We start from the raw sequence: 22,471 nt of genomic DNA, 5'->3' as shown, positions 1-22,471 counted from the left end.
TTATTTTTTCTTCTTAAATCCGACAGGGATCTTCAATGTATCCGAGTCGTACATATTAATATATAAGATAACTTCTTTCTCCAAACCTTTGTGCGCAACCTGATACATATCAAGAAGTCCGCCATCATCCAATAATCCGTTTTTTGTTTTGAACCCACAACAGCTTCCCAGTCTTGTATAGGTGATCGGCTCTCCGTCCGGCCCCATCAGCGCATTAAGAAACCGTCTTTCGTTTCTGGCGCCACTAAGGACACCACCTCCCACCATTATCGGATTCTCCTGAGTGTATCCGTATGTGGCATCATCGCTGTAAACGTCGACCACGAAAGTTTCATTATTCAAGAGTTTTTGCTCTACATTAGGACTACCGTAAGTACCCCAGCCTTTCTTAGCCGATTGTTTCGAAGAACTACATCCTGTCAGGATAATTAAAGCCAGAACGATAAAAAATCTAGTTTTCATAATGTTGTTTCTTTTAGATTCAGGTAATTTGCTTTTCTTAATAAGAGGCAAATTAGTAAATAAATCCACAACAAACTACGAAATTTTATTTCTCCTTCGGTTTTAACCCCATCTTTTTAGCTTTTGCAACCAGATATTCATAAGCGGCGTCATATTCATTCGATATAACACCATCAAGGATAGCGTCTTTTACAGATGATTTCAACCGACCTACTTCCACACCCGGAGCGAGTCCGAATATCTCCATAATTTCTTCGCCGCCGATCGGCGGCTGAAAATTACGTACGTGGTCTTTCTCTTCTATATCCTTTAATTTATGGCGTACCAGTTCAAAGTTTCGTAAATAACGGCGTACCTTCTCCGGATTTTTAGATGTTATATCAGCTTCGCACAACGTCATCAGGTCTTCAATGTCATCTCCGGCCTCAAACAATAAGCGGCGCACAGCCGAGTCGGTTATGTCTTCATCCACAAGTACCTGCGGACGCATATGCAATGTCACCATCTTTTGCACATACTTCATTTTCTCATTCAGGGGAAGTTTCATCCTGCGGAATATTCCCGGAATCATCTTTTCTCCTATAAAATTATGATTGTGGAAAGTCCATCCCAGCTTTTTATCAAAACGTTTGGTTGCAGGCTTGGCTATATCATGCAGGATAGCAGACCAGCGCAACCACAGGTCGTCCGTTTTCTTCGAGATATTATCCAGAACTACCAATGTGTGATAAAAGTTGTCCTTATGCCCGACCCCCTCTTTAGTCTCAGCACCTTTGAGTGCCACTAATTCCGGAAATATAATTGCTAAGAGGCCTGTCTGGTCGAGTTGAAGAAATCCGACAGACGGTTTGGGAGACAGTACGATCTTATTTAATTCATCAATGATACGTTCGCCCGATATTATACCGATGCGGTCTTTGTTACGCGTGATGGCATCGAATGTTCCCGGCTCGATATTGAAGCCCAGCTGTGAAGAAAAACGGATTGCCCTCATCATCCGCAACGGATCGTCGCTGAATGTAATATCCGGATCGAGAGGGGTGCGTATAATCAGGTCTTCCATATCCTTCAGCCCGTTGAACGGATCGAGTAATTCCCCGAACCTGTCTTTGTTGAGGCAAACGGCTAAAGCATTTATCGTAAAATCGCGGCGATTCTGATCGTCTTCCAATGTTCCGTCTTCTACAACCGGCTTACGGGAATCCCGCTGGTAAGATTCGCGGCGTGCTCCTACAAATTCTATTTCGGTATCCTTGTATTTAATCTGTGCTGTCCCGAAGTTTTTGAATACAGAGAGATGGGCTTTTTTGCCTAGTGTCCTGGCCACAGCCTGAGCCAGTTCGATCCCTTTGCCTACCGTAACAATGTCTATATCCTTTGACGGGCGGTGTAAAAATATATCACGGACATATCCTCCGATAGCATAACACTCCAATTGCATATCATCTGCAACCTGAGAAATTATTTCAAATGTTTTCCCGGAGAACTTCTTTTTCAACTCACGCTGTATTTCTATATTGTTGAGGTTTATCATTTCAATTTTACTGCATAACTCTCTTTGACCAACGGAGTAATCTATTTAAGTAATAAATCTCACAATTGCTCTGATTTCGAGAGGTTAGAAAGTGCAAAGATAATAAATTCTACTAATCAATTATCATACCGCAATTCTGCCTCAATAAGAATTATCAAACAAGAATGATACATCTCCGGATGATAAATTTCAACCAATTAAAAACATCTTTTTCTTTTTCCTGTTAAAAGTGTATGCCGAAAGATGTTTTTGTCTATTTTTAGTGTTGAGAAGTTAAATTATTTGAGAATAATTCTGTTAAAATCAAAATAATTTGTAATTTGGTACACAATTAAAGAAGATTACCCGGAATACTTTCTCTCTAAAACAGAGCAACATCCTATGCAAAAAATTTTAAGAAATACAATCGTGTTTCTCTTTATCTTCTTGTTTGCTTGCGGAGCAAAAGATGATGGAGCTAAACTGCGTTTAGACTCGGCTCGTCGTTTCTATACCAACAAAGAGTATACATTGGCTAAACAGGAGATAGACAGTGTGAAAATCCTGTATCCGAAAGCGTTTGACCAGATACGGGCCAGTCTGGCTTTTCTCGACACGGTAAGAAGGGCAGAGAACGAGCTGGTAATCACCCAATGCGATTCACTCATTGCCATGAATGAACCCACATTGGATAAAATAAAAACCCTTTTTTCATTTCAGCGTAACAAAGAATATCAGGAAACAGGGGTGTTTATTCCTAAAGAAAGCCTTACCGGTGGTGTTATTGCCGGTACAATGCTGCGCTCGGGAGTAGGAGAGGATGGCGTATTATACATAGAGAGTGTTTTTGTAGGGTCAAAACAAAAACATAACCGCATAAAAGTATCTGCAAAAGACGGTTCCTTCGCTCAATCGTTAGCGGTGACCGACGACGGTCTTAATTATCGATTCTCTAATATGGGAAAAGAATATGAGATCATCCGTTTTGCGGGGCCCAGCGAAAATGGCATAGCCGGATTTATATTCACAAATTCAAACAATCCCCTGACTGTTACACTTGAGGGACAGGGAAAATATACATACACCTTATCACAAACTACGAAGTCCGCAATTTCTAAATCTTTTCAGTTATCAACAATGATGTTACAACTCGACAGTCTGAAAACAGCTAAAGAGAAAGCAGAGTATCATATTTATTATCTCGATAATAAAAAAGACAAAGAAAGCCAGGACAATGTCATCAAATGAAAAAACTTATGGAAAAAGAAAAGCCACCTTTTGAGACCCTGGATCAGGGATCGGGTATATTCATACCGAATGTATCCGTCGATTGTATCATACTGGGTTTTGATTCGGGTCGTCTTAAAGTATTATTATGCAAATTTAAAGTCAGTGAGAAATGGATGCTTCCGGGAGGCTTTGTAGCAAAAGACGAGGATCCCGATGAATCTGCTTTGCGGGTACTAAAAGGTCGCACCGGACTTGAAGATGTGTATCTTAGACAATTCTATTTTTTTGGAAAAAAAGGGCGTATAGGCGTAGAGGAGAATGCTGATATGCTTAAGCGATTCAATATCCGGGAAGATAAAGGCCAATGGTATACCGACCGCTTTATCAGCCTGGGATATTATTCCCTCATTAAATATAACGAAGCTCAATTATTTACTAACGAAGAGTATGAAGAGGCCGGATGGTTCGATATCAATGAAATACCGTCGTTATATGCAGATCATAAAGAAATTATAGATACTGCTATGTCCACTATCCGTAGACAAATCGGATTTATACCAATGGGTTACGAATTACTACCTGAGAAATTCACTATGCCCGAACTGAGATGTATATATGAAGCCATTCTGGGACGGGAGATAGACAGGCGTAATTTTCAGCGTAAAATGTTGTCGATCGGCTATATTCAGCCTTTGAATGAAACAAGAAAAGCGGGAGCGCATAAATCCCCGAATCTGTACACATTTATAAAAGAAAAATACGAAGAAGCTGAAAAGTACGGTATACAGGTGATGAGTAATAATTTCTAAATAGACTAAGATAGTATTAAATACAAAAGCGCAGAAGTATCAACTTCTGCGCTTTTTGTATATCTGGATAATTTTTTCTTTCCTCTTATTTAGCTCCTCCTGCTTTCATCAGATTAGCTTCTTCAATATATTTATCCGCTTCCATTGCAACTGGTGAATTCATATATTGATTTTTGATCGTAGTAAACGTTTCAACTACTTTGTCGTAGTTACCTTGGTTGCGGTATATAAGCCCCGCCTTCTTATATAAGATCGGGCTTTGTGACGGATTGTCAACACCTTTAGCTGCCTTCACATAATAAGAAACAGCATCGTTTTCTTTTCCGGTGTTACTAAGGCAGTCTCCAATAGTTCCATTTACTAATTGAGACAATACTTTGTCACCTCCGCTAAATCCTTTCAAATGATCCAAAGCCTTATCGTATTGGCCCATATTAGCATAACAGATGCCGGCATATAATTTTGCAAGATTTCCGGCATCGGTAGAACCATAGTCGCTGATGATAGATTCAAAACCTACATATCCGTTTGCATCACCATAGATAGCAAGCGAATCTTGTCCGTTTCTGTAATATTGCTCACCTTTGAATAAAGCAACCTGTGCTTCTACATTCTTTGGCCCGAGATAGAAATGCCGGAATGCCAGATAGCCACTGACAACTACCACAACAATACCAATTCCGATCAATATCTGTTTCTGATATTTTTCGATAAAATTTTCAGATTTATGAACAGCACTGTCGATTTTTCCCCAGTCCTTCTCTTCCTGTATTTCAGCTTGTTTCTTTTTAGAAGACATTGTATTATTAGTTATATATTTTAATATTCAGAATTAGCAGCGACAAAAATAGGGGTTTTATCCTTATAAATAAAATCCTGACTGTATTTTTTTTTACTCAGTATAGAATTTTACGAGTTGCAATATAGCTCTTTGACATACAGGACAGAAGTCTTTGCATGTATTTGTCTTCATCCGGCAATCGATAGCGGGACGATAAATACCCTTTGCCGAATAACCGGCACCTTCGAATACTCCTACACTAAATTTATCTGCAAGATCGGTATTTGTGGGTACCGGAGTCTGAGGCACAAGCATATCCTGCCACTTTAGGGTAAAGTCAACCAACGTGGTAATATTCGGCTCCCATGGCTCTACAGAATGAAGGTATATATTGTCCAGTACATCGCTCTCATAAAAATACTCATCAGCCAAACCTGCAAAGCTATGCCCGAATTCATGGACTACAACAGGTTTGAAGGCAGCATGGCCGGTGGTCGTCAGTGTGTATGCGTTAAATATTCCTCCGCCTCCATACACATCTGTATTTGCTAATATAATAATATGTGCATATGGTATCCCGGCAATGACATCATGTATATCTTTTACATGAGATGTCGTCAGATAGCGGTCGGAATAGAATGTATCGAAATGGGAACTGAAGGCGGTTCTGCTCCAGTTGTTTTCACGCGGTACACTTACGCCTGAATCCTCTGAAATTGTTTCTACCGCATAAAAATTGAACTTATCTTTCAGTTGATTGAACGGGCTATGATTGAATATTTGTTCACAGGTAATCTGTGCATGCTCTCTGAATTTTGCCATTTCAGAAGCTGTATATCCTTCTGCGAGAATAACTACATTCACACATTTATTAACCGAATCGCCCCGATGTACCGTTGTATAGGCCGGAATGTTCTTCAATCCTTTTTTCTTTATCAGAATATCATCCGGATTTATATCGTGCCTGATCGCAGTTCTGTACGCACCAAACTTATCTCTCAGTTTTATCTCCACTGATATCTTCCCTTTAGGATAAGGTATAAGGAATGAGTTTTCGAAACTTTTTCTAACCTCCTTAGCCTCAGGCGTAGTCTGCCATTCTGAAAACAGGGTACTGAAAGCATCGGTATAGATACATGTCCCGGTTTTTGCATCTGTCACCCATATTTGTCCGTTACCTTTACGGAGTAGCTGTGAGAGGTTATGTCTGCGCCCTGCCCAATGAGGCAACTGGTTCAACTGGTCGAGAGCCACAACCTGAGATTCATCATTTCCGGAAAAAATATAATCGATACGCAACGCTTTATCGACGAAATAATCTTCAAAGTTCTGAGCCTGTGATTTTGTTATTGAAAAGAAGAGCGCGAGGGCAAGTAAAAAATATTTCATAGAAAGATTCGTTTAATAAGGAACAAAGATAGTAAGAGCTTGTTTAAATTTTACCAAAATATTTTATTATAACTCTTTTTTCGTTCATTTTCAGTCTCTTTTTATCTGATTTTTCCCCTTTCTTCAGCTTGAATAGCCCGCTATTCGCACTTCAGAAAAGAAAAAATCATTCTAAAAATAGTTCTGAAAATCGGAACGAATAAAATTTAAACAAGCTCTAAATATATACATAAATATCCGGACTCAGGGCAATAAGATTGATCGTGAATATTCAGTCTGAATACAAAAATTTATACTTTTTTTGTTTTTTCGTATTCTGCTTTCATGTTTAATTGATTAGCTTTGCATCCGAATATATAAGCATGAGGTTTTGTAGATGAGAAAAGTTCGCATCTTAGCATACATTTTTCTATGTATATTGTTCTCTGTGCCTTTTTGGGGTGCACAATATGCCTATACTAAGCATCGTGCTATAAATTCAATATATAGCAACGACACCCTGCCCCGTGTGAAGGGTGATTCCCTCCTGAAGAATGATTCCCTGAAGCTCCGCAACGACTCTTTGCTACAAGACTCTACCGCACAAAAAAAGAATGCGCTGGATGCCGTAGTGGACTATACCGCCAATGACTCCGTAGTACTTATGGCTAGTAATTGGGGCTATTTATATGGCGCAGCAGAAGTAAAATATACCGAAATAACACTAAAAGGTGAAAAGTTGTCCATGAACATGGATAGTAGTCTGGTATATGCCACATACGGACTGGATTCGGTAGGGAAAGAATTCGGCTATCCTGTCTTTTCTGATGGAGGCACGGATTATGAGTCGAAAGATATGAAGTATAACTTCAAAACAAAAAAAGGATATATCACCAATGTTATTACCACTCAGGGAGAGGGTTATGTAATAGCGGGAAGAGCTAAGAAGCAGGAGGACAACTCTTTCTTTATGCTCGACGGTAAATACACGACCTGCGACGACCACGAACACCCGCATTTCTATCTGGCACTGACAAAAGCAAAGGTCAAACCGAAAAAGAATGTAGTAACAGGACCTGCTTATCTCGTTATTGAAGGATTACCCCTGCCTCTAGGACTTCCTTTCGGGTTCTTCCCTTTTTCCGACAAATATTCATCGGGGGTTATCATGCCATCATACGGAGACGAGATGGACAGAGGATTCAATCTGCACGACGGAGGATACTACTTCGCTATTAATGACAATATAGACCTTGCCCTCACGGGAGATATTTACACAAAAGGTTCATGGGCGCTCAAAGCACGTTCATCATACCGTAAACGTTATAAATATTCCGGCTCGTTCGACTTCAATTACCTGTACAACAAATATGGAGAAAAGGATGTAGACCAGTCTATAAGCAAAGACCTCGCCATCAACTGGACACACTCCCAAGACCCTAAAGCGAATATGTTCAGGACGCTTTCTGCAAGTGTGAACTTTGCAACAAGCTCTTATAATAACAACAGTCTCGATAATCGGTATACCCGGCAAGGTACAAGTAACACGAAAGGTTCGAGTGTCAACCTGACTCAGAAGATACCAAATTCGGCGTGGAGCATATCAGCCTCTATGAATGTGGCACAGCGTAGCCAGGACTCGTCCATCTCCATGACTTTGCCGAACCTGACCGTAACAATGAGCCGTGTAGCACCGTTCAAAAGAAAAGAAGCGGCGGGAGCAGAACGTTGGTATGAGAAGATACAACTAAGTTATACCGGAGATTTCAGGAACAGCATCGATACGAAAGAAAACCTCCTGTTGAAATCCAACTTACAGAAAGACTGGAAAAATGCGATGAAACATACTATTCCGGTTTCCGCGACATTCAGCGCTTTCAATTATCTGAATATCACACCATCTATAAATTATACGGAACGTTGGTATACCAGTAAGATACAAAAACAATGGAATCCCCAGACAAACACACATATGAGTATGCGGGGCGATACCACATATTCATTCAAGCGTGTCTATGATTTCAATGCAGCACTGAGTTTCCAGACTAAATTATACGGAGAATATATCCCTGTCTTTTCCAAAACGACACGAATCCGCCACGTATTTACTCCCAGTATCAGCCTGAGTTATGCTCCCGACTTCAGCGACCCTATGTTCGGATTCTACGAAAGATATAAATATATCGACTCGAAAGGGCAGCAGATGGAATATGTATATTCCCCTTATTCACAGGGAATGTTCGGTACAGCTCCGATGGGTGCTTCGGGAATGGTTTCATTCAACTTTGAAAATAATCTGGAAATGAAAGTCGCGTCCGAAAAAGATTCGACCGGATACAAAAAGATAAGCCTGATAGACAATCTCAGCATCAATTTCAGCAACAATATGATGGCCGACTCCCTCAAATGGAGCGACATCGCTGTAAATGCCCGTTTCAAATTCAGCAAATCATTTGTAGTAAATATAGGCGCCGCTTTCGATCCGTATATGTATGGATTGGACCAATATGGAAGCCCTACAAAGGTTGACAAGCTGCGTATCAGCCACGGTAAGGGTATAGGGCGACTGAAAAGTACGGGATATTCCATATCCCCATCCATCAACCAGGACACCTTTAAAAAGCTGTTTGGTAAAGATGTAGAGAAAGAAGGCGGCAAAAAAGAAGGCAGTCAGACGGATACGGACAACCCTGAAGGTGAAGCCGGAGAACAGAAAAAGGGTAGCCTGCTGGAAAAAAAGAAAGATGATAATCAATATGATGAAGACGGCTATGTGAAAAATGATATTAAATGGAACCTGGCCTTCAACTTCTCCATGAACTATAACTATGGGGATTTTGATTATGATAAGATGGAATACAAAGGCCGCCTGACCAAGAACTTCGGATTAAGCGGAAGCATACAACCTACAAAAAACTGGAATTTCAATTTCAACACCAGTTACGATTTCGATGCTAAAAAAATCGCATATATGAGCTGTAACCTTACCCGCAACCTCCATTGCTGGTCAATCACCGCCAGCTTCAACCCTGTTGGAGCATACAAGTCATATTTTGTGTCGTTAAGGGCAAGCTCATCCCTATTGCAGGACTTGAAATATGAGCAAAGAGGCCGTTCGTCCAGTTATGATCCTAACTGGGATTAATCCGGTCTATCGCCTGTCAACTATTTTTGCTGACGGGTGTTTAATTTAAAAACCTTAATCCGTGCGACTCAGTAATTAAAAGTCAAATATTACTTTTGAGTTATGCCGGGTAATTATACAAGCTTTCAAAAAAAATAAAAATATTTATTTAATTTAACAAATAATTTATAATTTTATCCTTGTGATCGGTTGCATCATAGCGTTGAGAATCCGATTACATTTTATCGAATTTATTAAGAGGCATTTATAATAGTTCCCATGTCTTTTTCTTTTTACAAACATTACAAAACAAATGCCGGTTATGGGAAATCGCCGGTATAATACCTGAAAAACATGAACAGAAAAACGATGAAACGGATAATGGTCATGCTGGTTACATTAGCCGTATTGTATGGTTGTTCCTCCGATGACGACGGCCATGCTGTCACTGAAAAGCCTGTAGAACCCCTGACGGTCAGCGGGGCGATGGATTGGTACAATGCAAGTGTAGGCGTACTGGCTAAGCAGAAAAGTACAGCCGATAGTTCCGACAAAATTTCGTACAAGCCATTAGGAGACCTCGCGGAGTTATTTACCGACGAACGATGGTATGCCGTAGAGTCGCCACTGGATTTCGGAGACCGTAATCTGATGATTATGACTCCCGAAGTAGGTGATTATACCAATGCGCACGGAAACGGAGTTGCAAAACAGGTACTGAAACTGGTTGTACTCAGGAACAAGGAGACAGGTGAGACTTACAATTTTATCATGGCTGTGATACCCGAACTGGACTATATGCTGCGTAAAGGCGATGAGTTGGATAAGAGTACCTATCTGTCGCCGGATTCTGATCTCGACGGTTACATATTCTTCTATACACTGGATGGCCAGCTTATAAACGGCCGGGTATACGAGAGAGGAAAGGTGACGGGAAGTATTAATTCTCCGGTTGAGGGGAAGAAGACAAAAAAACTGATAGCTTATGAAATTTGCATTACATATCAATGGGGACAGGAGACAGGACATTATGTCAATGGCGAGTATCAGGTTATAGGATATAGCACTCATTCAGAAACATTTTATGTAACGGTGTATGTAGATAACGGCATCGGTATGGATCCTCCTCTTCCCCCGGCATCTACCGGTGGCGGCGGTGGCGGCAATACAAGCACAAGTAGTCCCAATCTACCGTTAACGCCAACACCTTTCGATGATGGAAAGAAGCCCGGGGAGCGTACCGATTGCACAGCACAGTCTGAGCAAGCGGCACAAGAACTGGAAGAAGGCTTAGTCGGTACTAATGATATTAAGGAGTATATATCAAGATTGAGGCTTTATGCGTCATCCAAATCCGTAGAGTACGGAATGTTGATAGATGCTGATAATGAAGGTTATATTAATTCCGGAGGAGTGCAAAAGGGTACTTCAAGAGGTATTAATATGGAAATAGGACGGAATACGGTATACTCTGTCCATACCCATTATAATTGTAGTATTGGTCTCGCGAGTCCTTCTGCCCTTGATGTTTATTATACTATCAATGCCGTGGGTAAATCAGATTATTATGAAGGGACGGTTATCTTTGCCTGTGACGGATCGGAATATTATATCCATGTAGAGGATTATGAAAAGGCAGAAAAATTATATGGGAAAAAAGAATTGTTTGCTGTAGATTCAAATGATGACTTTCTTAATTCTAAAGTTCAGGGGATGTATGATGATATAATTATTAATCTCTTAGATCAAGGCTATTCCCAAAATTATGCGCACATTTATAGCATGATGAGTCTCCTTGATGGGCAGGATTCCGGTATAAAAATCTACATAAAGGAATCTGCATCGGGGCAGTTTAAGGAAATAAAGGTAGATAAGGTATATAGTGCCAATGGAAAAACATATAATTATAAATTATCAAAATGTAAATGATTATGAAAAAGATTATATTATTGTTATTATTGATAATAACATCATTAAATTCAAAGTCCCAATGTGAATTACCCTATAAACCTTTATCTGCATTCGGTACAGATACAGTTGCTTTTATGACTTATAATTTTAGGGACAGGGCAGATTGTTATAAAGGGAAAACATTGAAAGAGGTGTCCGAAGATTTGCAAATACCTATTAAAGATTTTAACCGTTCCAAAATTATGGGAAGAGAAAATTTTGGTAAAATACGAGGTATATATTTATATATATATTCATCTGGTTATGCACGATATCTGATGATGTCGGAGAATACCTATAACGGATTATATCTGAAATTTGAAAATCTTATTCCGGAGGATGAATATACAAAAAGAAGCCAGTCTGGTTGGTCTCAAGACTTATATAATCATTTTAAAGACATGAAAATAAGGTCAATAGAATATACAGACCGGATTATAATGCCTAAGTCTACAACAACAAAAAGTACGAGGCAAAGAAAACCTCATAAGATTAAAAAATGATAAGTATAGCAGGGCTTCGGCTGTGCTTGTTTAAGGAAAGTAAAATATTTGTTCTACGAATAACACACAGAGTGAGCAAGGGATTATCTCCCACGGCAAGCTAAAAAAGGTAAAGGTGACTTTTAGTATGTCACCTTTATTTTTTATAGTATAATCTATCAAATGTTTTATCTATAAAAGTAGTAGTACAGGCTTCCTGTTCTTTGAAATACTGAGAGGATTTAAGGATTTATTAGAAAAGAGAATGTAAAATCTGTAACCTTTACATACGCTTCGCTCCTGTGACGGTTGGTTGTTACCTTTTATTTTAAAACATGGAGAACCAACGGTCGGAGCCAAAAAGGAGTAGCACGGAGTTTTTAGAAGAAAAAGTGACAATAAAAATTGTGTAAAAAGTCGTCAGGTTTGTCAGGTTTTGTACATAAGCTATCGGCTAACAGCTAATAGCTAAAAATGCGTTACCTTTGTTACTTTTTGAGTATAAAGTTATGAGTAATAAGTAATAAGTTGAATCGGAACAAAGCGAAACAGTGTTCGGCGCTAGCCAATTAAAAATAGATAAAGCGTAGGCGGGTAAAAATCGGCGGAGCTAAAAAGTTGTATTTCTGCTAACGGTTTACTGATTTTTCCGTTACCTTTGTTACTTATTAACAAGTAGTAAGTGTTGAGTAGTAAGTTGAAAGTTATATGAGATACAAGTTGTTAACTGATAACTGTTGACTGTTAGCTGATATTTGTGTTACCTCTGTTACCTTTTTTGTAAGATTGTATGTTAACAGCTAATTAGGAATCCTGATTGGCATAATTTTAATAGACATGAAAAGAATAAGTATCTACTCTATTATCCTATTTTCTATATTGATTTTTATCAGTGCCTGTAGTGAGTCGAATCTTCATTTTCTGAAAGACGAAAAGTACAGAAAAGAAGTACACGAGCAATTCCTTAAACGAAAAGAACTGGCTGCCGGTCGTAGCGAGCAACTATTCTCTGTTCTCGATAGACCAGATTTGCCTGTAGAGAAACGAGAAGCATTGGAATTTCTGTATGCTTATATGCCGCTTTCCGATTTGGCTGACTATGACGGCGATTTTTTTCTCGGACAAGTAGATGCGGCATTCAATGCCCGTGACTATTTTGATTGGGGAAAGAAAATACCAGATGATATTTTCCGCCATTTTGTACTGGTTTACCGGGTAAACAATGAAAATCTGGATACTGCACGCCAGGTCTTTTTCGAAGAATTAAAAGACCGGGTGAAAAACCTGACAATGGAACAAGCAGTACTCGAAGTCAATCACTGGTGCCACGAAAAAGTAACATACAGAGGAACGGACGGACGCACGTCTTCCCCTTTGGCTTTAGCTAAAACCTCCTGGGGGCGTTGTGGGGAAGAGTCTACATTTACTACAGCAGCCTTACGGGCTGTAGGTATTCCTGCCCGTCAATGTTATACCCCACGATGGGTACACACCGATGATAACCACGCTTGGGTTGAAGCATGGGTAGACGGGAAATGGCACTATATCGGCGCTTGTGAACCCGAACCCGAACTCGATGTGGCATGGTTTTCCGCGCCTGTAAAGCGGGCAATGATGGTACATACCAATGTTTTCGGATTATACAATGGCCCTGAAGAAAAAAATGTACAAACGGGTCTGTATTCCGTGATTAATCTGTTAGGTAACTATACTGCTACCCGTGATGTAAAAGTAAAGGTAGTGGACGAAGCAGGCAAGCCTGTACCCGGAGCAACGGTGAACTTTAATGTATATAACTATGCTGAATTTTATCCTGTTGCTAAAAGTATAACAAAAGAGGACGGTAGTGCGTCCATTGTTTCCGGTATGGGGGATATACTTGTGTGGGCAAATAAAGATGACATATATGGCTATGCAAAATCGACACCGGATGGCGGGGAATTAACAGTTACCCTAAAAGAAAAACAAGGCGGGGAATTCGAAGAGTCCATCATTATGGAAGCCCCGGCCGAACAATCAGTAAAAGAATTGTCAGCTGAAAAGATTGCCGGGAATGCGAAACGTCTTGCCCATGAAGATTCTATCCGTAATGGGTATATGAATACATTTATAAATGAGGCTGACGCTCGTAAATTTGCCGGAGAGAATAATCTGAATGCTGACAAAACGTGGGAGTATTTATCTAAATCGCAAGGGAACTGGCAGGAGATATCTGTATTCCTTAAATCTCAAAACGGCAACGGATACTTATACCCGTTCATAGAATCATTAAAAGACAAAGACTTGCGTGATACTCCAGCCGGATATTTGTCAGATCATCTGATCGTCAATGGCTCCTGGCCGGGAGGAATACCTGACTTCCATAAGCGTTATGCACAATATATATTATCACCACGCATCGGTCTGGAACTAATTCGCCCGTGGCGCGGCTACTTCAAAAAGGTGCTGACTGAGGATTTTATCAATAAATCACGCTCCGATATACAGACTGTCGTAGATTTTGTCCGAACCAATATAAAAGTGGATGATGAACAAAACTACTTCAAATGTCCTGTCTCGCCTCAAGGAGTGTACGAGCTAAAGGTTTCTGATAAACACTCGAGAGATATATTCTTTGTCGCCTTATGTCGTTCGATGGATATACTGACACGTATAGACCCGGCTACCAGCCGTCCCCAATATCTCAGGGCAGAGGATAATCTGTGGACAGATGTATTTTTTGAAGAACAAGCCGCAGAAAAGCCAAAAGCGACCATAACATTCACTAGTGCAAAGGATAATATAGTGAAACCGGGATACTATACTCATTTTACAATCGCCCGTTTCGATAATGGGAATTTTGTCACATTCGACTATGAGAACGAGATAAAGAGCCTGCCTGCAAAAATATCCGTTGACGAAGGGTATTACCGTATAATGACAGGCAGCAGGGGGAATGATGGTTCTGTAACCATTGACACACGCTATATAGAAGTGAAAGGAAAGGAATCCAGATCCATAGAAATCAAATTACCTAAAGTAGAAGGACGCATTCAGGTGCAAGGTATCGTAGATCCGAATACTATAGTCACATTGAATGACGGCAGCAAAAAAACATTGAAAGAGCTGACCAACAAAAAAGGTTTGGTTATCTGCTTCGCCGATCCTGACAAAGAACCGACCAAGCATATTCTTCAGGATCTGCCGGCCGTGCAGCAGGCTATTGAGGACTGGAACGGAGGATTATTATTTGCAGTGCCTGACGATAAACTGAGCAAAGCATTTGATGCCTCTGTGTTTAAAGGCTTACCTAAACAATCGTTGTGGATGACTGATAATAACCGCGTATTGCTTAATGCTGTCGCGGGAGCTTTGCAAATAGATTTCTCGAACAATTTTCCTTTGACTGTTTATTTGTCTACAAACGGAGGCATATTATATTCGTCGCAAGGTTACCGTATTGGCATCGGAGAAAATATACTTAAAACAATAGAAGAAGAAAAAGCAACGAAAAAATAGCTTTAGGAAGAAGCAATTATAACCATAACGGCCATTATTTTTATGGCCGTTATGGTTATAATTATGATATGAATGTTGGCTCTGGTCAACCTTTATTATTCAGCTTATAGCTTAGCGCCCCCGAAGGACATTTATTTATCTGAGCAATTAATTGTTCTGTAGTCGCATTTCCCGGTTTTACCCAAGGTCTGTCTTTAGGATTATATACTTCAGGCAGCATTTTCACACAAACACCTGCATGCTGACAAAGCTCAGGTTGCCAAACAATGGTAAGTTCACCATTGGTGTATTCAATTTTCTTTTCCATGTTTTTAGTTTTGTATATTTAGTAGATCTTATAGTTTCCTCTGTTACACGTTGATCCCTTTCATCACAATACGTCTCCAATCCTGGTGCTTTTTGATATATCCTGCCACAAAAGGACAAAGGGGGATAAGGCGCAACCCATTCTTCTCTATATCTGTAAGTACTTTTTCGACAAGCTGGCTGCCAATACCCTGCCCTTCGAGAGCAACAGGAACTTCAGTATGAGTCAGGTATATTTCTCCGTTATTCGTTTTTATGTATTCTATCTTAGCAAGATATTTTCCTACATGAAACTCATATTGATTCTCATCTGTATTGTTGATTAATTCGTAATTTTCCATTGCAGAATAAGTTTTTTTAGTTTGTATTTTATTAATAAACGTCCTGCAGTTGCATATTGTTTATTCCTTTATTTTCTTATGACCTTTCTTTTTCGAATCAATAACTTCATGAATGCTGATAAATACAAATATAGATACAGACAATGCATTGCAGACGATAAGATTTAGATAAGGACTAACCAGAATAAGGACAATTAAGGCCACAATCGCTATAATATGAGACTTTGCTATAATCCTGCATGTAAACCATTTATATACCATATTCGCAATCAGATAGATGATCGGTCCCACAATCACGACAAATACGGCAGATGCAGTCATATGCCCCAACGGATGATTGACCACCAATTCATCACCCACGGCACATAATATCAATGCACCTACTAAGATAACATGTATCGAGTGATATTTCAAACCCAGTAGGCCAGGATTATCCACTTTCATTATTTTTTCCGCTCCGGCTTCGCTGCTTGTATCGAAATAAATCCACCACATAGCCAGGCTACTGACGAATGATATAAGTGCTGCCAAAACAATAGGAGCTGTCCATACTTCGATTTCACTTAATGAAGCGCCTGACATTAAAATTGTTTCCCCAAAGGCAATGATAACAAACAACTGACTTCTTTCGGCCAGATGATGCCCGTCTATTGTCCAGTCTTTGGCCGAATCTGACCGTCCCAAAAACGGAAGGTAAAAGCCGAACATAGGTGCGGTATAGTCACACAGGACAGCTATCGCCCATAATAACAGGCGCATATCTCCTTCCTGAAATGCGCCGATGATCCAAAAGATTGCCGATATGATAAACCAGCCGAATATACGGGTGTAATTTGGTGTTAATTGATGCTTCCTGCCCAGCATAAATAGAATGGATGCTGTACGTCCGACCTGAATGGCCACATAGCAAAAGGCAAATATCCATCCCCTTTCGCCAAAAGCCTCCGGAATGGCTGCCGCAACCAGTAGCCCGATCATCATCAGCACAAATAAGATGCCCCTTATACTGCGGATATTCGGATCGAACCAGTTTGTCATCCATGTGGTATGCTGCCAGCCGAGCCATACGGCAAACCAGAGTACGGCGCTTTGCAAAAAGCCTGTCCAGTTCAGATGATGTAAAAAGTAATGAGACAACTGTGTGACGGCAAATACATATATCAGGTCGAACAGCAACTCGGAGAAAGACACAGTGGCAATTCCTTCACCGCGCTTGCGCAGGAGGGAATGTGAGGTATGTGAAGAATGAGCCATAAGTTAATATTATTTATCGGACCGGTTATGTTATTAACGGTTTGATCTATGCTTTGTTCAAAGAAGACAAGATATGAAAAAGACAGGCTATTTTAGCCTGTCTTCTCCTATATATTTTCATATTTTCATTCCATATCTAAGCCATAATTCCGCCCTTTTTCGGTGGCGGGCACTCCCGTCTTCATCCATACAGGCATCGGGGCGCCTTTCAGGTAATGATCGAAAAATTGTTGTAAACGTATGCTCAGGTCTTTGGTATTTCTCCGCTCTTTCAGATTGTGTGCTTCATTATTGTATTGAAGCATCCATACCGGTTTCTGTAAACGGCGGAGAGCCATAAAATATTCGATACCCTGATACCACGGCACAGCGCCGTCTTTATCGTTATGCATGATAAGCAAAGGAGTCTGTACTTTATCGGCAAAGAAAACCGGAGAATTTTCCTTATACAGTTCCGGAGCCTCCCACATAGTAGCACCGATACGTGATTGTGTCTGCTCATACTGAAACTGGCGGCTCATTCCCGTATCCCAACGGATACCACCATATGCACTGAACATATTGGATACCGGTGCTCCGGCTCCCGCAGCTTTAAACATATTGGTACGGGTAATCAGGTAAGCTGTCTGGTAGCCACCCCAGCTTTGTCCTTGTATAGCCATATTGTCTTTATCTACCCATGGGTTCTCAGCCAGTTTCTGCGCACCGGAAACGATAGCGTTATAGGCGCTCTCGCCGGGATGTCCTGTTGTGTATACTATGTCGGGTGTAAATACAATATAACCCCTGCTGCAATAAAACGGGATATTGATGATGGAACGGCTGGGCGCTGGAGGAAAATACTGATAAAGATTATCTGTATGCTGCTCATAGAAATAAATCATTACAGGATATTTCTTTGCCGGATCAAAATCTTCGGGCTTATATACAATACCCTGTGTTGTCTTGCCATCAAACATGGTCCACGACATTAATTCTGCCGTACCCCAGTTGTATTCTTTCATCTGTGGATTGATATCCGACAGTTTAGCATCTGTCTTCCATAGATCGGTAGTTACATATAAATCCGGAGATGTGTTGAAATTGCTTTTTGTAAAACAATATACATCCTTATCTTTCGCCTTTATCGGCGTAGTATATGTATATTTACCCATTATCAGAGGAACTGCTTTCGATTTATTCCATTCATAAAATCCGGCTTCCTTACTGGTCTCATCAAAAGCTGACAGTAATAATTTTTCATCGGGTTTTATAAAGCGGCTCTCCGGGTCAGTCTTAATATACCGGAGTACGGTTTTCTTTTCGCGCCCAATCCCCTTTGTCAGATTTTCCGGTTTCTTTACTCCATCAGGGTCAAGCTTCCATATATCATATCTGTCATAAACCAGAACGGCAGCATCATTTTCCATCCAAGCAGCAGGACCGTATGGATAAGGCTGTATCGGTGTATCTGTTTTTTCGTCCCAGAAATTTACATCAAGGCTGTTTGTCAGGCAGACTTCTTGTCCTGTTTTGGCGGAATAAGCATAGTATTTTTTATCTTGGGGAGTATACCATAACAGATAATTGCCTTGGGGAGAGAAGTAAATTCGTCCTTCTAAGCCCGTTCTTATTTGCTTCTTTGTATTATTCTCCAGATCGAAGAGCCAGATATCATTTCTCGATCCTGCCCAAAGATCCCATTGCTGCTCAATTTCATATTTGAGGTCAGAAACTCCCAATGCATATTTTCCGTTATTCTCTCCTGAGATATTTACTTCGGGAATATCTTCGGTTGCCAACTGATAAAACTTATTATTGTTTAAATCTATATATGAGAGATAAGTTTGTTTGTTTTTCTTTTCCAGTTGAATCAGCTGCATGGGCTGTATCTGTGGTTCCTGCCAATGCCAAAGGTCGAGTTGAGCCTTTTCAAAATCAGGTATAGTTGTATCTTTTGGCAATTTTACGGGTGCGGTACCTAGCAGCAGGCGCTTTTCATCTTTACTGAAAACAGGCGAATAATTTTCACTCACACTCCATTTATCAGGCATTCCTGATGTACTTTTATCTGCCATAAGCATGGCTGAATCGAGTGTAGCATCGAAATAAAAGAGACCATAGTCTTTGATTTCTTTCTTGATACTATCGGCTGTAGCAAGGAAGGTTAGTTTACTTCCGGACTCCGATAATGCAACATTTTTATACGTTGTCTTTCCTGTCGAAACTGTTCTCTGATCCAGAGTACTCAGGTTGATGAATAATACTCCCGCTTTATTTACCGTATCTTTGGCATTCGGCTTCAGTATCGTTGCAAGACTTTTACCGTTGCGGCTGAATACATATTCGGTCGCATGTTTGATTGTATCTTCTTTTGCCGAATAAAGATTACGGAAGATAAGCGAATATGCCTTTACGTCTTTCTTGTCCTTTACTTTTATTGTGTCGTCCAATGTGTAGGCAATATAGTCGGAATAATCTTTTCCCAGCTTATAACTCTTCACATTCGGTATCTTAGATAGTGTAAATTTATCGAGGGATATTATTGCCAGCGAATCCTTAGGCAATTTCTCATCGGCCGTTTTCTTTATTTTTGCCTGACGGGTTACAGCATAAGGCGCTTTTATCTGAGCTACTACATACTTTTGGTCTGGAGTAATGGTATATGTATAACCGCGGGGAAGCATAAGCTCCTTTTGGCTTTTCAGGTTCCGGATTAGGAGATAATCATCTCCCTCCTGTTCCTTTACTATGGCAACGCTATACTTTCCGTCATTCGTTATTTCGATATTGGAAAGGCTCTTCCATGTATCGTAAACAGAATGGTCTAACACTTTCTTCTGCGCCATTCCCGGCATTGCTGCCAATAGTGCAACGCACAGAACAGCACTCATCCGATATGCTTCCCTGATCATAATTAAGGTCTTTTTAGTTTATGATTGTGAAATGAAAAAGAAACCTTTTCAGGCTTCTTCTCCATACTCCATTAAATATGCTTTGATAAAATCGTCCAGGTCGCCATCCATTACAGCATTGACATTGGATGTCTGGTAGTTTGTACGGTGATCTTTCACGCGGCGGTCGTCGAATACATAGCTTCGGATTTGTGAACCCCATTCTATCTTTTTCTTACCGGCCTCTATCTTCGACTGTTCGCGACTACGTCTTTCCAGTTCCATTTCGTATAACTGCGATTTCAGCAAACGGATCGCATTATCCTTGTTTCCGAACTGGGAACGGCTTTCTGTATTCTCTATTACGATTTCTTTCTCTTCTCCCGTCTCAGGATCTTTGTATTTGTAGTGCAGGCGAACCCCTGTCTCTACTTTATTTACATTCTGACCTCCGGCTCCACTGGAACGGAACGTATCCCATGTAATGTCGGACTGGTTTACTTCGATCTCGATAGTATCGTCGACTAAGGGTACTACATAGACCGAAGCAAATGAGGTCATACGTTTGCCCTGAGCATTATATGGCGATACACGGACAAGACGGTGCACGCCGTTCTCCGATTTCAGATAACCATACGCATACTCGCCTTCGACCTGTAATGTAGCTGTTTTGATACCAGCTTCATCTCCATCTTGCCAATGGGTGATGGTTGTTTTATAACCTCTGGCATCGCACCATCGCTGGTACATGCGAAAGAGCATCGACGCCCAATCCTGTCCTTCGGTACCTCCGGCTCCACTGTTTACTTTCAATACTGCGCCGAGTTTATCTTCTTCGCGGCGAAGCATATTTTTCAGTTCCAGATTTTCGACAAGCTTTACGGCATTCTCATATGCTGCGTCTACTTCTTCTTCGGAAGTAACGCCTTCTTTCTGGAAATCAAATGCTAACTGTAATTCTTCGGCAGCACCTTTTACTTCTTCGTATCCTTCTATCCAGCCTTTAAGCCCGCGGATAATCTTCATTTGGGCTTCCGCAGTCTTTGCATCGTCCCAAAAACCGGGTGCATGTGTTCTTAATTCTTCTTCTTCGAGTTGTATTTTCTTTGCATCGACGTCAAAGATGCCTCCTCAACGCGTCCTCGCGTTCCAACACTTCTTTGAGTTGGTCTGATGTAATCATAAGTTACCTTTTAAGTTATTACTAAATTGAGATGCAAAGGTAAAAATAAGTTGTAAGTTACGGGTTATAAGTTATAAGTATTTTGTAATGTGATAAAATAGTGTGTGTGTTTCTTTTTGATAATGGAAGGAGGTAATAGGTATTACAGGCTGAGAGCCTGTGCGATCAGTCGAGTCATGAAAAATCTGTACTGAATAAATATGGAAAAACGAACGGCTTTTTCTCTAGTTTATATAACTTTATAATTAAAACTAATAATAATGAGATATTTATTTTTATTGCTGATTTTAGCCTTGTTATGTTGCTCAAATACACAGACGGGACGTCTTCGCGAGCGGGGGGTATCTTGTCTACTTGTAATCCCCCGCTTTTTATTATCATAAGCTCTTTAACGGATTATAAATCCTGATAGTAGAAATTTTCGGATTGCAAATCCGAAAGGACGAAGGCAGGGCTTTTTATCAAAACCAAATATCTTTATCTATATAAGAAACTAATTATTAAACATTAATATTTAAGTATCTTATGAAGTATAAAGAAAAGATCGCAACAGAGATTATCCGGATGATAGAGCAGGACTTGTGCAGCATATCAGAAATCTGCAAATCATTTAAAATCAGCCGTAAAACATTTTACGAATGGAAAAAAGAAAAGCCCGGGTTTAAAGAAGCAGTAGAAGAAGCCATCGACCACCGGGAAGACGTGATGATAGCCTCGGCACGTATCGGACTGAAACAACTGCTCGAGGGCTACGTGCAGAAAAAAGAGAAGGTCACCTATGTCCCCGATAAGAACGATCCGCTGAACGATGTGGAGAAATGCCGTGTGGTGGAAAAGAAATTCTGTCCGCCGAGTATCCGTGCGATAAAGTATGTACTCGACCGGGAGGAAAGGAAAAAAGACAAAGACCGGTTACTTGCATCGGAGCGCCGTCCGCTGGTCATCGAAGTACAGGATGAAGAAACCAAACGGCAACTGATGATCTTACAGGAGAATGGCTTCCGTCCGGGCGGCTCGCTCAATGCGGAGGTAGTGGCGGCCGTGGACAGGAAACTGGAAGAAGAACTAAAAGTGAAAAGTGAAGAATTAAAAGTGAAAAATGGGCAAGATAAAGTCAAGGAAGAGTCAGCTGTTGCTCAACAATCTGACGCTCCGGTGGAGAAGTCCAAGGTGAATCTTTATCCGTTTCTGCCTCCGGGATACACATCGAGGACAGATTGAGGAAGTAGTAAGTAATGAGTAATAAGTTAAAAGTTATATGAGATACGGGGGTAGACAAGACACGAGATACAAGTTG

Annotated in this window: 16 protein-coding genes; 7 read left to right on the top strand and 9 right to left on the bottom strand. The window is 40.5% G+C overall.

The genetic code is table 11. The features are described 5' to 3' along the window. A complete protein-coding gene (locus tag IR083_RS10790; protein WP_006801192.1) occupies nucleotides 1-462 on the bottom strand; it encodes a hypothetical protein in 462 nt (153 codons plus the stop codon). An 85-nt stretch (nucleotides 463-547) separates the two neighbouring features. After that, nucleotides 548-1,996 (bottom strand): CCA tRNA nucleotidyltransferase, encoded by a 1,449-nt coding sequence (locus tag IR083_RS10785; RefSeq protein ID WP_006801193.1) that lies wholly within the window; start codon nucleotides 1,994-1,996, stop codon nucleotides 548-550. A gap of 381 nt (nucleotides 1,997-2,377) precedes the next feature. Here IR083_RS10785 and IR083_RS10780 point away from each other — a divergent pair, with 381 nt between their 5' ends. After that, nucleotides 2,378-3,223, top strand: a complete 846-nt coding sequence (locus IR083_RS10780) for a hypothetical protein (RefSeq protein ID WP_194224337.1) — start codon at nucleotides 2,378-2,380, stop codon at nucleotides 3,221-3,223. Nucleotides 3,224-3,231: 8 nt separating this feature from the next. Beyond that, on the top strand, nucleotides 3,232-4,014 hold the full coding sequence (locus tag IR083_RS10775; RefSeq protein WP_194224336.1) for an NUDIX hydrolase: 783 nt from the start codon (nucleotides 3,232-3,234) through the stop codon (nucleotides 4,012-4,014). A gap of 85 nt (nucleotides 4,015-4,099) precedes the next feature. On the opposite strand, the gene IR083_RS10770 is transcribed toward IR083_RS10775, so the two are convergent. Continuing rightward, nucleotides 4,100-4,813, bottom strand: coding sequence for a tetratricopeptide repeat protein (locus IR083_RS10770; protein WP_194224335.1), 714 nt, complete (start codon nucleotides 4,811-4,813; stop codon nucleotides 4,100-4,102). A gap of 93 nt (nucleotides 4,814-4,906) precedes the next feature. Beyond that, nucleotides 4,907-6,184, bottom strand: a complete 1,278-nt coding sequence (locus IR083_RS10765; RefSeq protein ID WP_194224334.1) for a M64 family metallopeptidase — start codon at nucleotides 6,182-6,184, stop codon at nucleotides 4,907-4,909. A 376-nt stretch (nucleotides 6,185-6,560) separates the two neighbouring features. On the opposite strand from IR083_RS10765, the gene IR083_RS10760 reads away from it, so the two are divergent. The 4 genes from IR083_RS10760 (at nucleotide 6,561) to IR083_RS10745 (ending at nucleotide 15,217) form a co-directional block, all read left to right on the top strand. Beyond that, on the top strand, nucleotides 6,561-9,308 hold the full coding sequence (locus IR083_RS10760; protein WP_194224333.1) for a putative LPS assembly protein LptD: 2,748 nt from the start codon (nucleotides 6,561-6,563) through the stop codon (nucleotides 9,306-9,308). Between the two features lie 333 nt (nucleotides 9,309-9,641). Further along, entirely contained in the window at nucleotides 9,642-11,216 is a 1,575-nt protein-coding gene (locus IR083_RS10755; RefSeq protein ID WP_194224332.1) for a hypothetical protein, read from the top strand. 2 nt (nucleotides 11,217-11,218) lie between these two features. Next, the gene (locus IR083_RS10750; protein WP_194224331.1) at nucleotides 11,219-11,740 is read left to right on the top strand and encodes a hypothetical protein; all 522 of its coding nucleotides are present in this window, start codon (nucleotides 11,219-11,221) and stop codon (nucleotides 11,738-11,740) included. 816 nt (nucleotides 11,741-12,556) lie between these two features. After that, nucleotides 12,557-15,217 carry a transglutaminase domain-containing protein gene (locus IR083_RS10745; protein WP_194224330.1) on the top strand — a complete coding sequence of 887 codons (2,661 nt, stop codon included), beginning with the start codon at nucleotides 12,557-12,559 and terminating at the stop codon, nucleotides 15,215-15,217. A gap of 85 nt (nucleotides 15,218-15,302) precedes the next feature. Here the strand turns inward: IR083_RS10745 and IR083_RS10740 are convergent, their stop codons facing one another. The 5 genes from IR083_RS10740 to prfB form a co-directional block, all read right to left on the bottom strand. After that, nucleotides 15,303-15,524 carry a (4Fe-4S)-binding protein gene (locus IR083_RS10740; protein WP_006801200.1) on the bottom strand — a complete coding sequence of 74 codons (222 nt, stop codon included), beginning with the start codon at nucleotides 15,522-15,524 and terminating at the stop codon, nucleotides 15,303-15,305. Nucleotides 15,525-15,567: 43 nt separating this feature from the next. Further along, complete coding sequence (locus tag IR083_RS10735) at nucleotides 15,568-15,864, bottom strand: GNAT family N-acetyltransferase (RefSeq protein WP_194224329.1); 297 nt, start codon at nucleotides 15,862-15,864, stop codon at nucleotides 15,568-15,570. A 60-nt stretch (nucleotides 15,865-15,924) separates the two neighbouring features. Beyond that, nucleotides 15,925-17,118 (bottom strand): low temperature requirement protein A, encoded by a 1,194-nt coding sequence (locus tag IR083_RS10730; protein WP_194224328.1) that lies wholly within the window; start codon nucleotides 17,116-17,118, stop codon nucleotides 15,925-15,927. Between the two features lie 125 nt (nucleotides 17,119-17,243). Beyond that, nucleotides 17,244-20,012 carry a S9 family peptidase gene (locus IR083_RS10725; RefSeq protein ID WP_194224327.1) on the bottom strand — a complete coding sequence of 923 codons (2,769 nt, stop codon included), beginning with the start codon at nucleotides 20,010-20,012 and terminating at the stop codon, nucleotides 17,244-17,246. A 48-nt stretch (nucleotides 20,013-20,060) separates the two neighbouring features. After that, a protein-coding gene (prfB, locus tag IR083_RS10720) for a peptide chain release factor 2 (RefSeq protein ID WP_185095965.1) occupies nucleotides 20,061-21,174 on the bottom strand; the annotation gives its coding sequence in 2 pieces (ribosomal slippage) (nucleotides 20,061-21,110 and nucleotides 21,112-21,174; 1,113 coding nt in all). A gap of 525 nt (nucleotides 21,175-21,699) precedes the next feature. Here prfB and IR083_RS10715 point away from each other — a divergent pair. After that, complete coding sequence (locus tag IR083_RS10715; RefSeq protein WP_194224326.1) at nucleotides 21,700-22,395, top strand: helix-turn-helix domain-containing protein; 696 nt, start codon at nucleotides 21,700-21,702, stop codon at nucleotides 22,393-22,395. Nucleotides 22,396-22,471 lie beyond the last annotated feature (76 nt).

This window comes from Dysgonomonas sp. GY75 (genome assembly GCF_015234155.1).
GTDB classification, from domain to species: domain Bacteria; phylum Bacteroidota; class Bacteroidia; order Bacteroidales; family Dysgonomonadaceae; genus Dysgonomonas; species Dysgonomonas gadei.
This window is presented reverse-complemented; position numbering and strand designations above follow the sequence as displayed.

Coding starts and splice junctions, on each gene's coding strand:
- IR083_RS10755 (WP_194224332.1), top strand. CDS start 9,642: ATGAACAGAAAAACGATGAAACGGATAATGGTCATGCTGGTTACATTA.
- IR083_RS10785 (WP_006801193.1), bottom strand. CDS start 1,996: ATGATAAACCTCAACAATATAGAAATACAGCGTGAGTTGAAAAAGAAG.
- IR083_RS10790 (WP_006801192.1), bottom strand. CDS start 462: ATGAAAACTAGATTTTTTATCGTTCTGGCTTTAATTATCCTGACAGGA.
- IR083_RS10775 (WP_194224336.1), top strand. CDS start 3,232: ATGGAAAAAGAAAAGCCACCTTTTGAGACCCTGGATCAGGGATCGGGT.
- IR083_RS10750 (WP_194224331.1), top strand. CDS start 11,219: ATGAAAAAGATTATATTATTGTTATTATTGATAATAACATCATTAAAT.
- IR083_RS10780 (WP_194224337.1), top strand. CDS start 2,378: ATGCAAAAAATTTTAAGAAATACAATCGTGTTTCTCTTTATCTTCTTG.
- IR083_RS10725 (WP_194224327.1), bottom strand. CDS start 20,012: ATGATCAGGGAAGCATATCGGATGAGTGCTGTTCTGTGCGTTGCACTA.
- IR083_RS10770 (WP_194224335.1), bottom strand. CDS start 4,813: ATGTCTTCTAAAAAGAAACAAGCTGAAATACAGGAAGAGAAGGACTGG.
- IR083_RS10745 (WP_194224330.1), top strand. CDS start 12,557: ATGAAAAGAATAAGTATCTACTCTATTATCCTATTTTCTATATTGATT.
- IR083_RS10735 (WP_194224329.1), bottom strand. CDS start 15,864: ATGGAAAATTACGAATTAATCAACAATACAGATGAGAATCAATATGAG.
- IR083_RS10765 (WP_194224334.1), bottom strand. CDS start 6,184: ATGAAATATTTTTTACTTGCCCTCGCGCTCTTCTTTTCAATAACAAAA.
- IR083_RS10730 (WP_194224328.1), bottom strand. CDS start 17,118: ATGGCTCATTCTTCACATACCTCACATTCCCTCCTGCGCAAGCGCGGT.
- IR083_RS10715 (WP_194224326.1), top strand. CDS start 21,700: ATGAAGTATAAAGAAAAGATCGCAACAGAGATTATCCGGATGATAGAG.
- IR083_RS10740 (WP_006801200.1), bottom strand. CDS start 15,524: ATGGAAAAGAAAATTGAATACACCAATGGTGAACTTACCATTGTTTGG.
- IR083_RS10760 (WP_194224333.1), top strand. CDS start 6,561: ATGAGAAAAGTTCGCATCTTAGCATACATTTTTCTATGTATATTGTTC.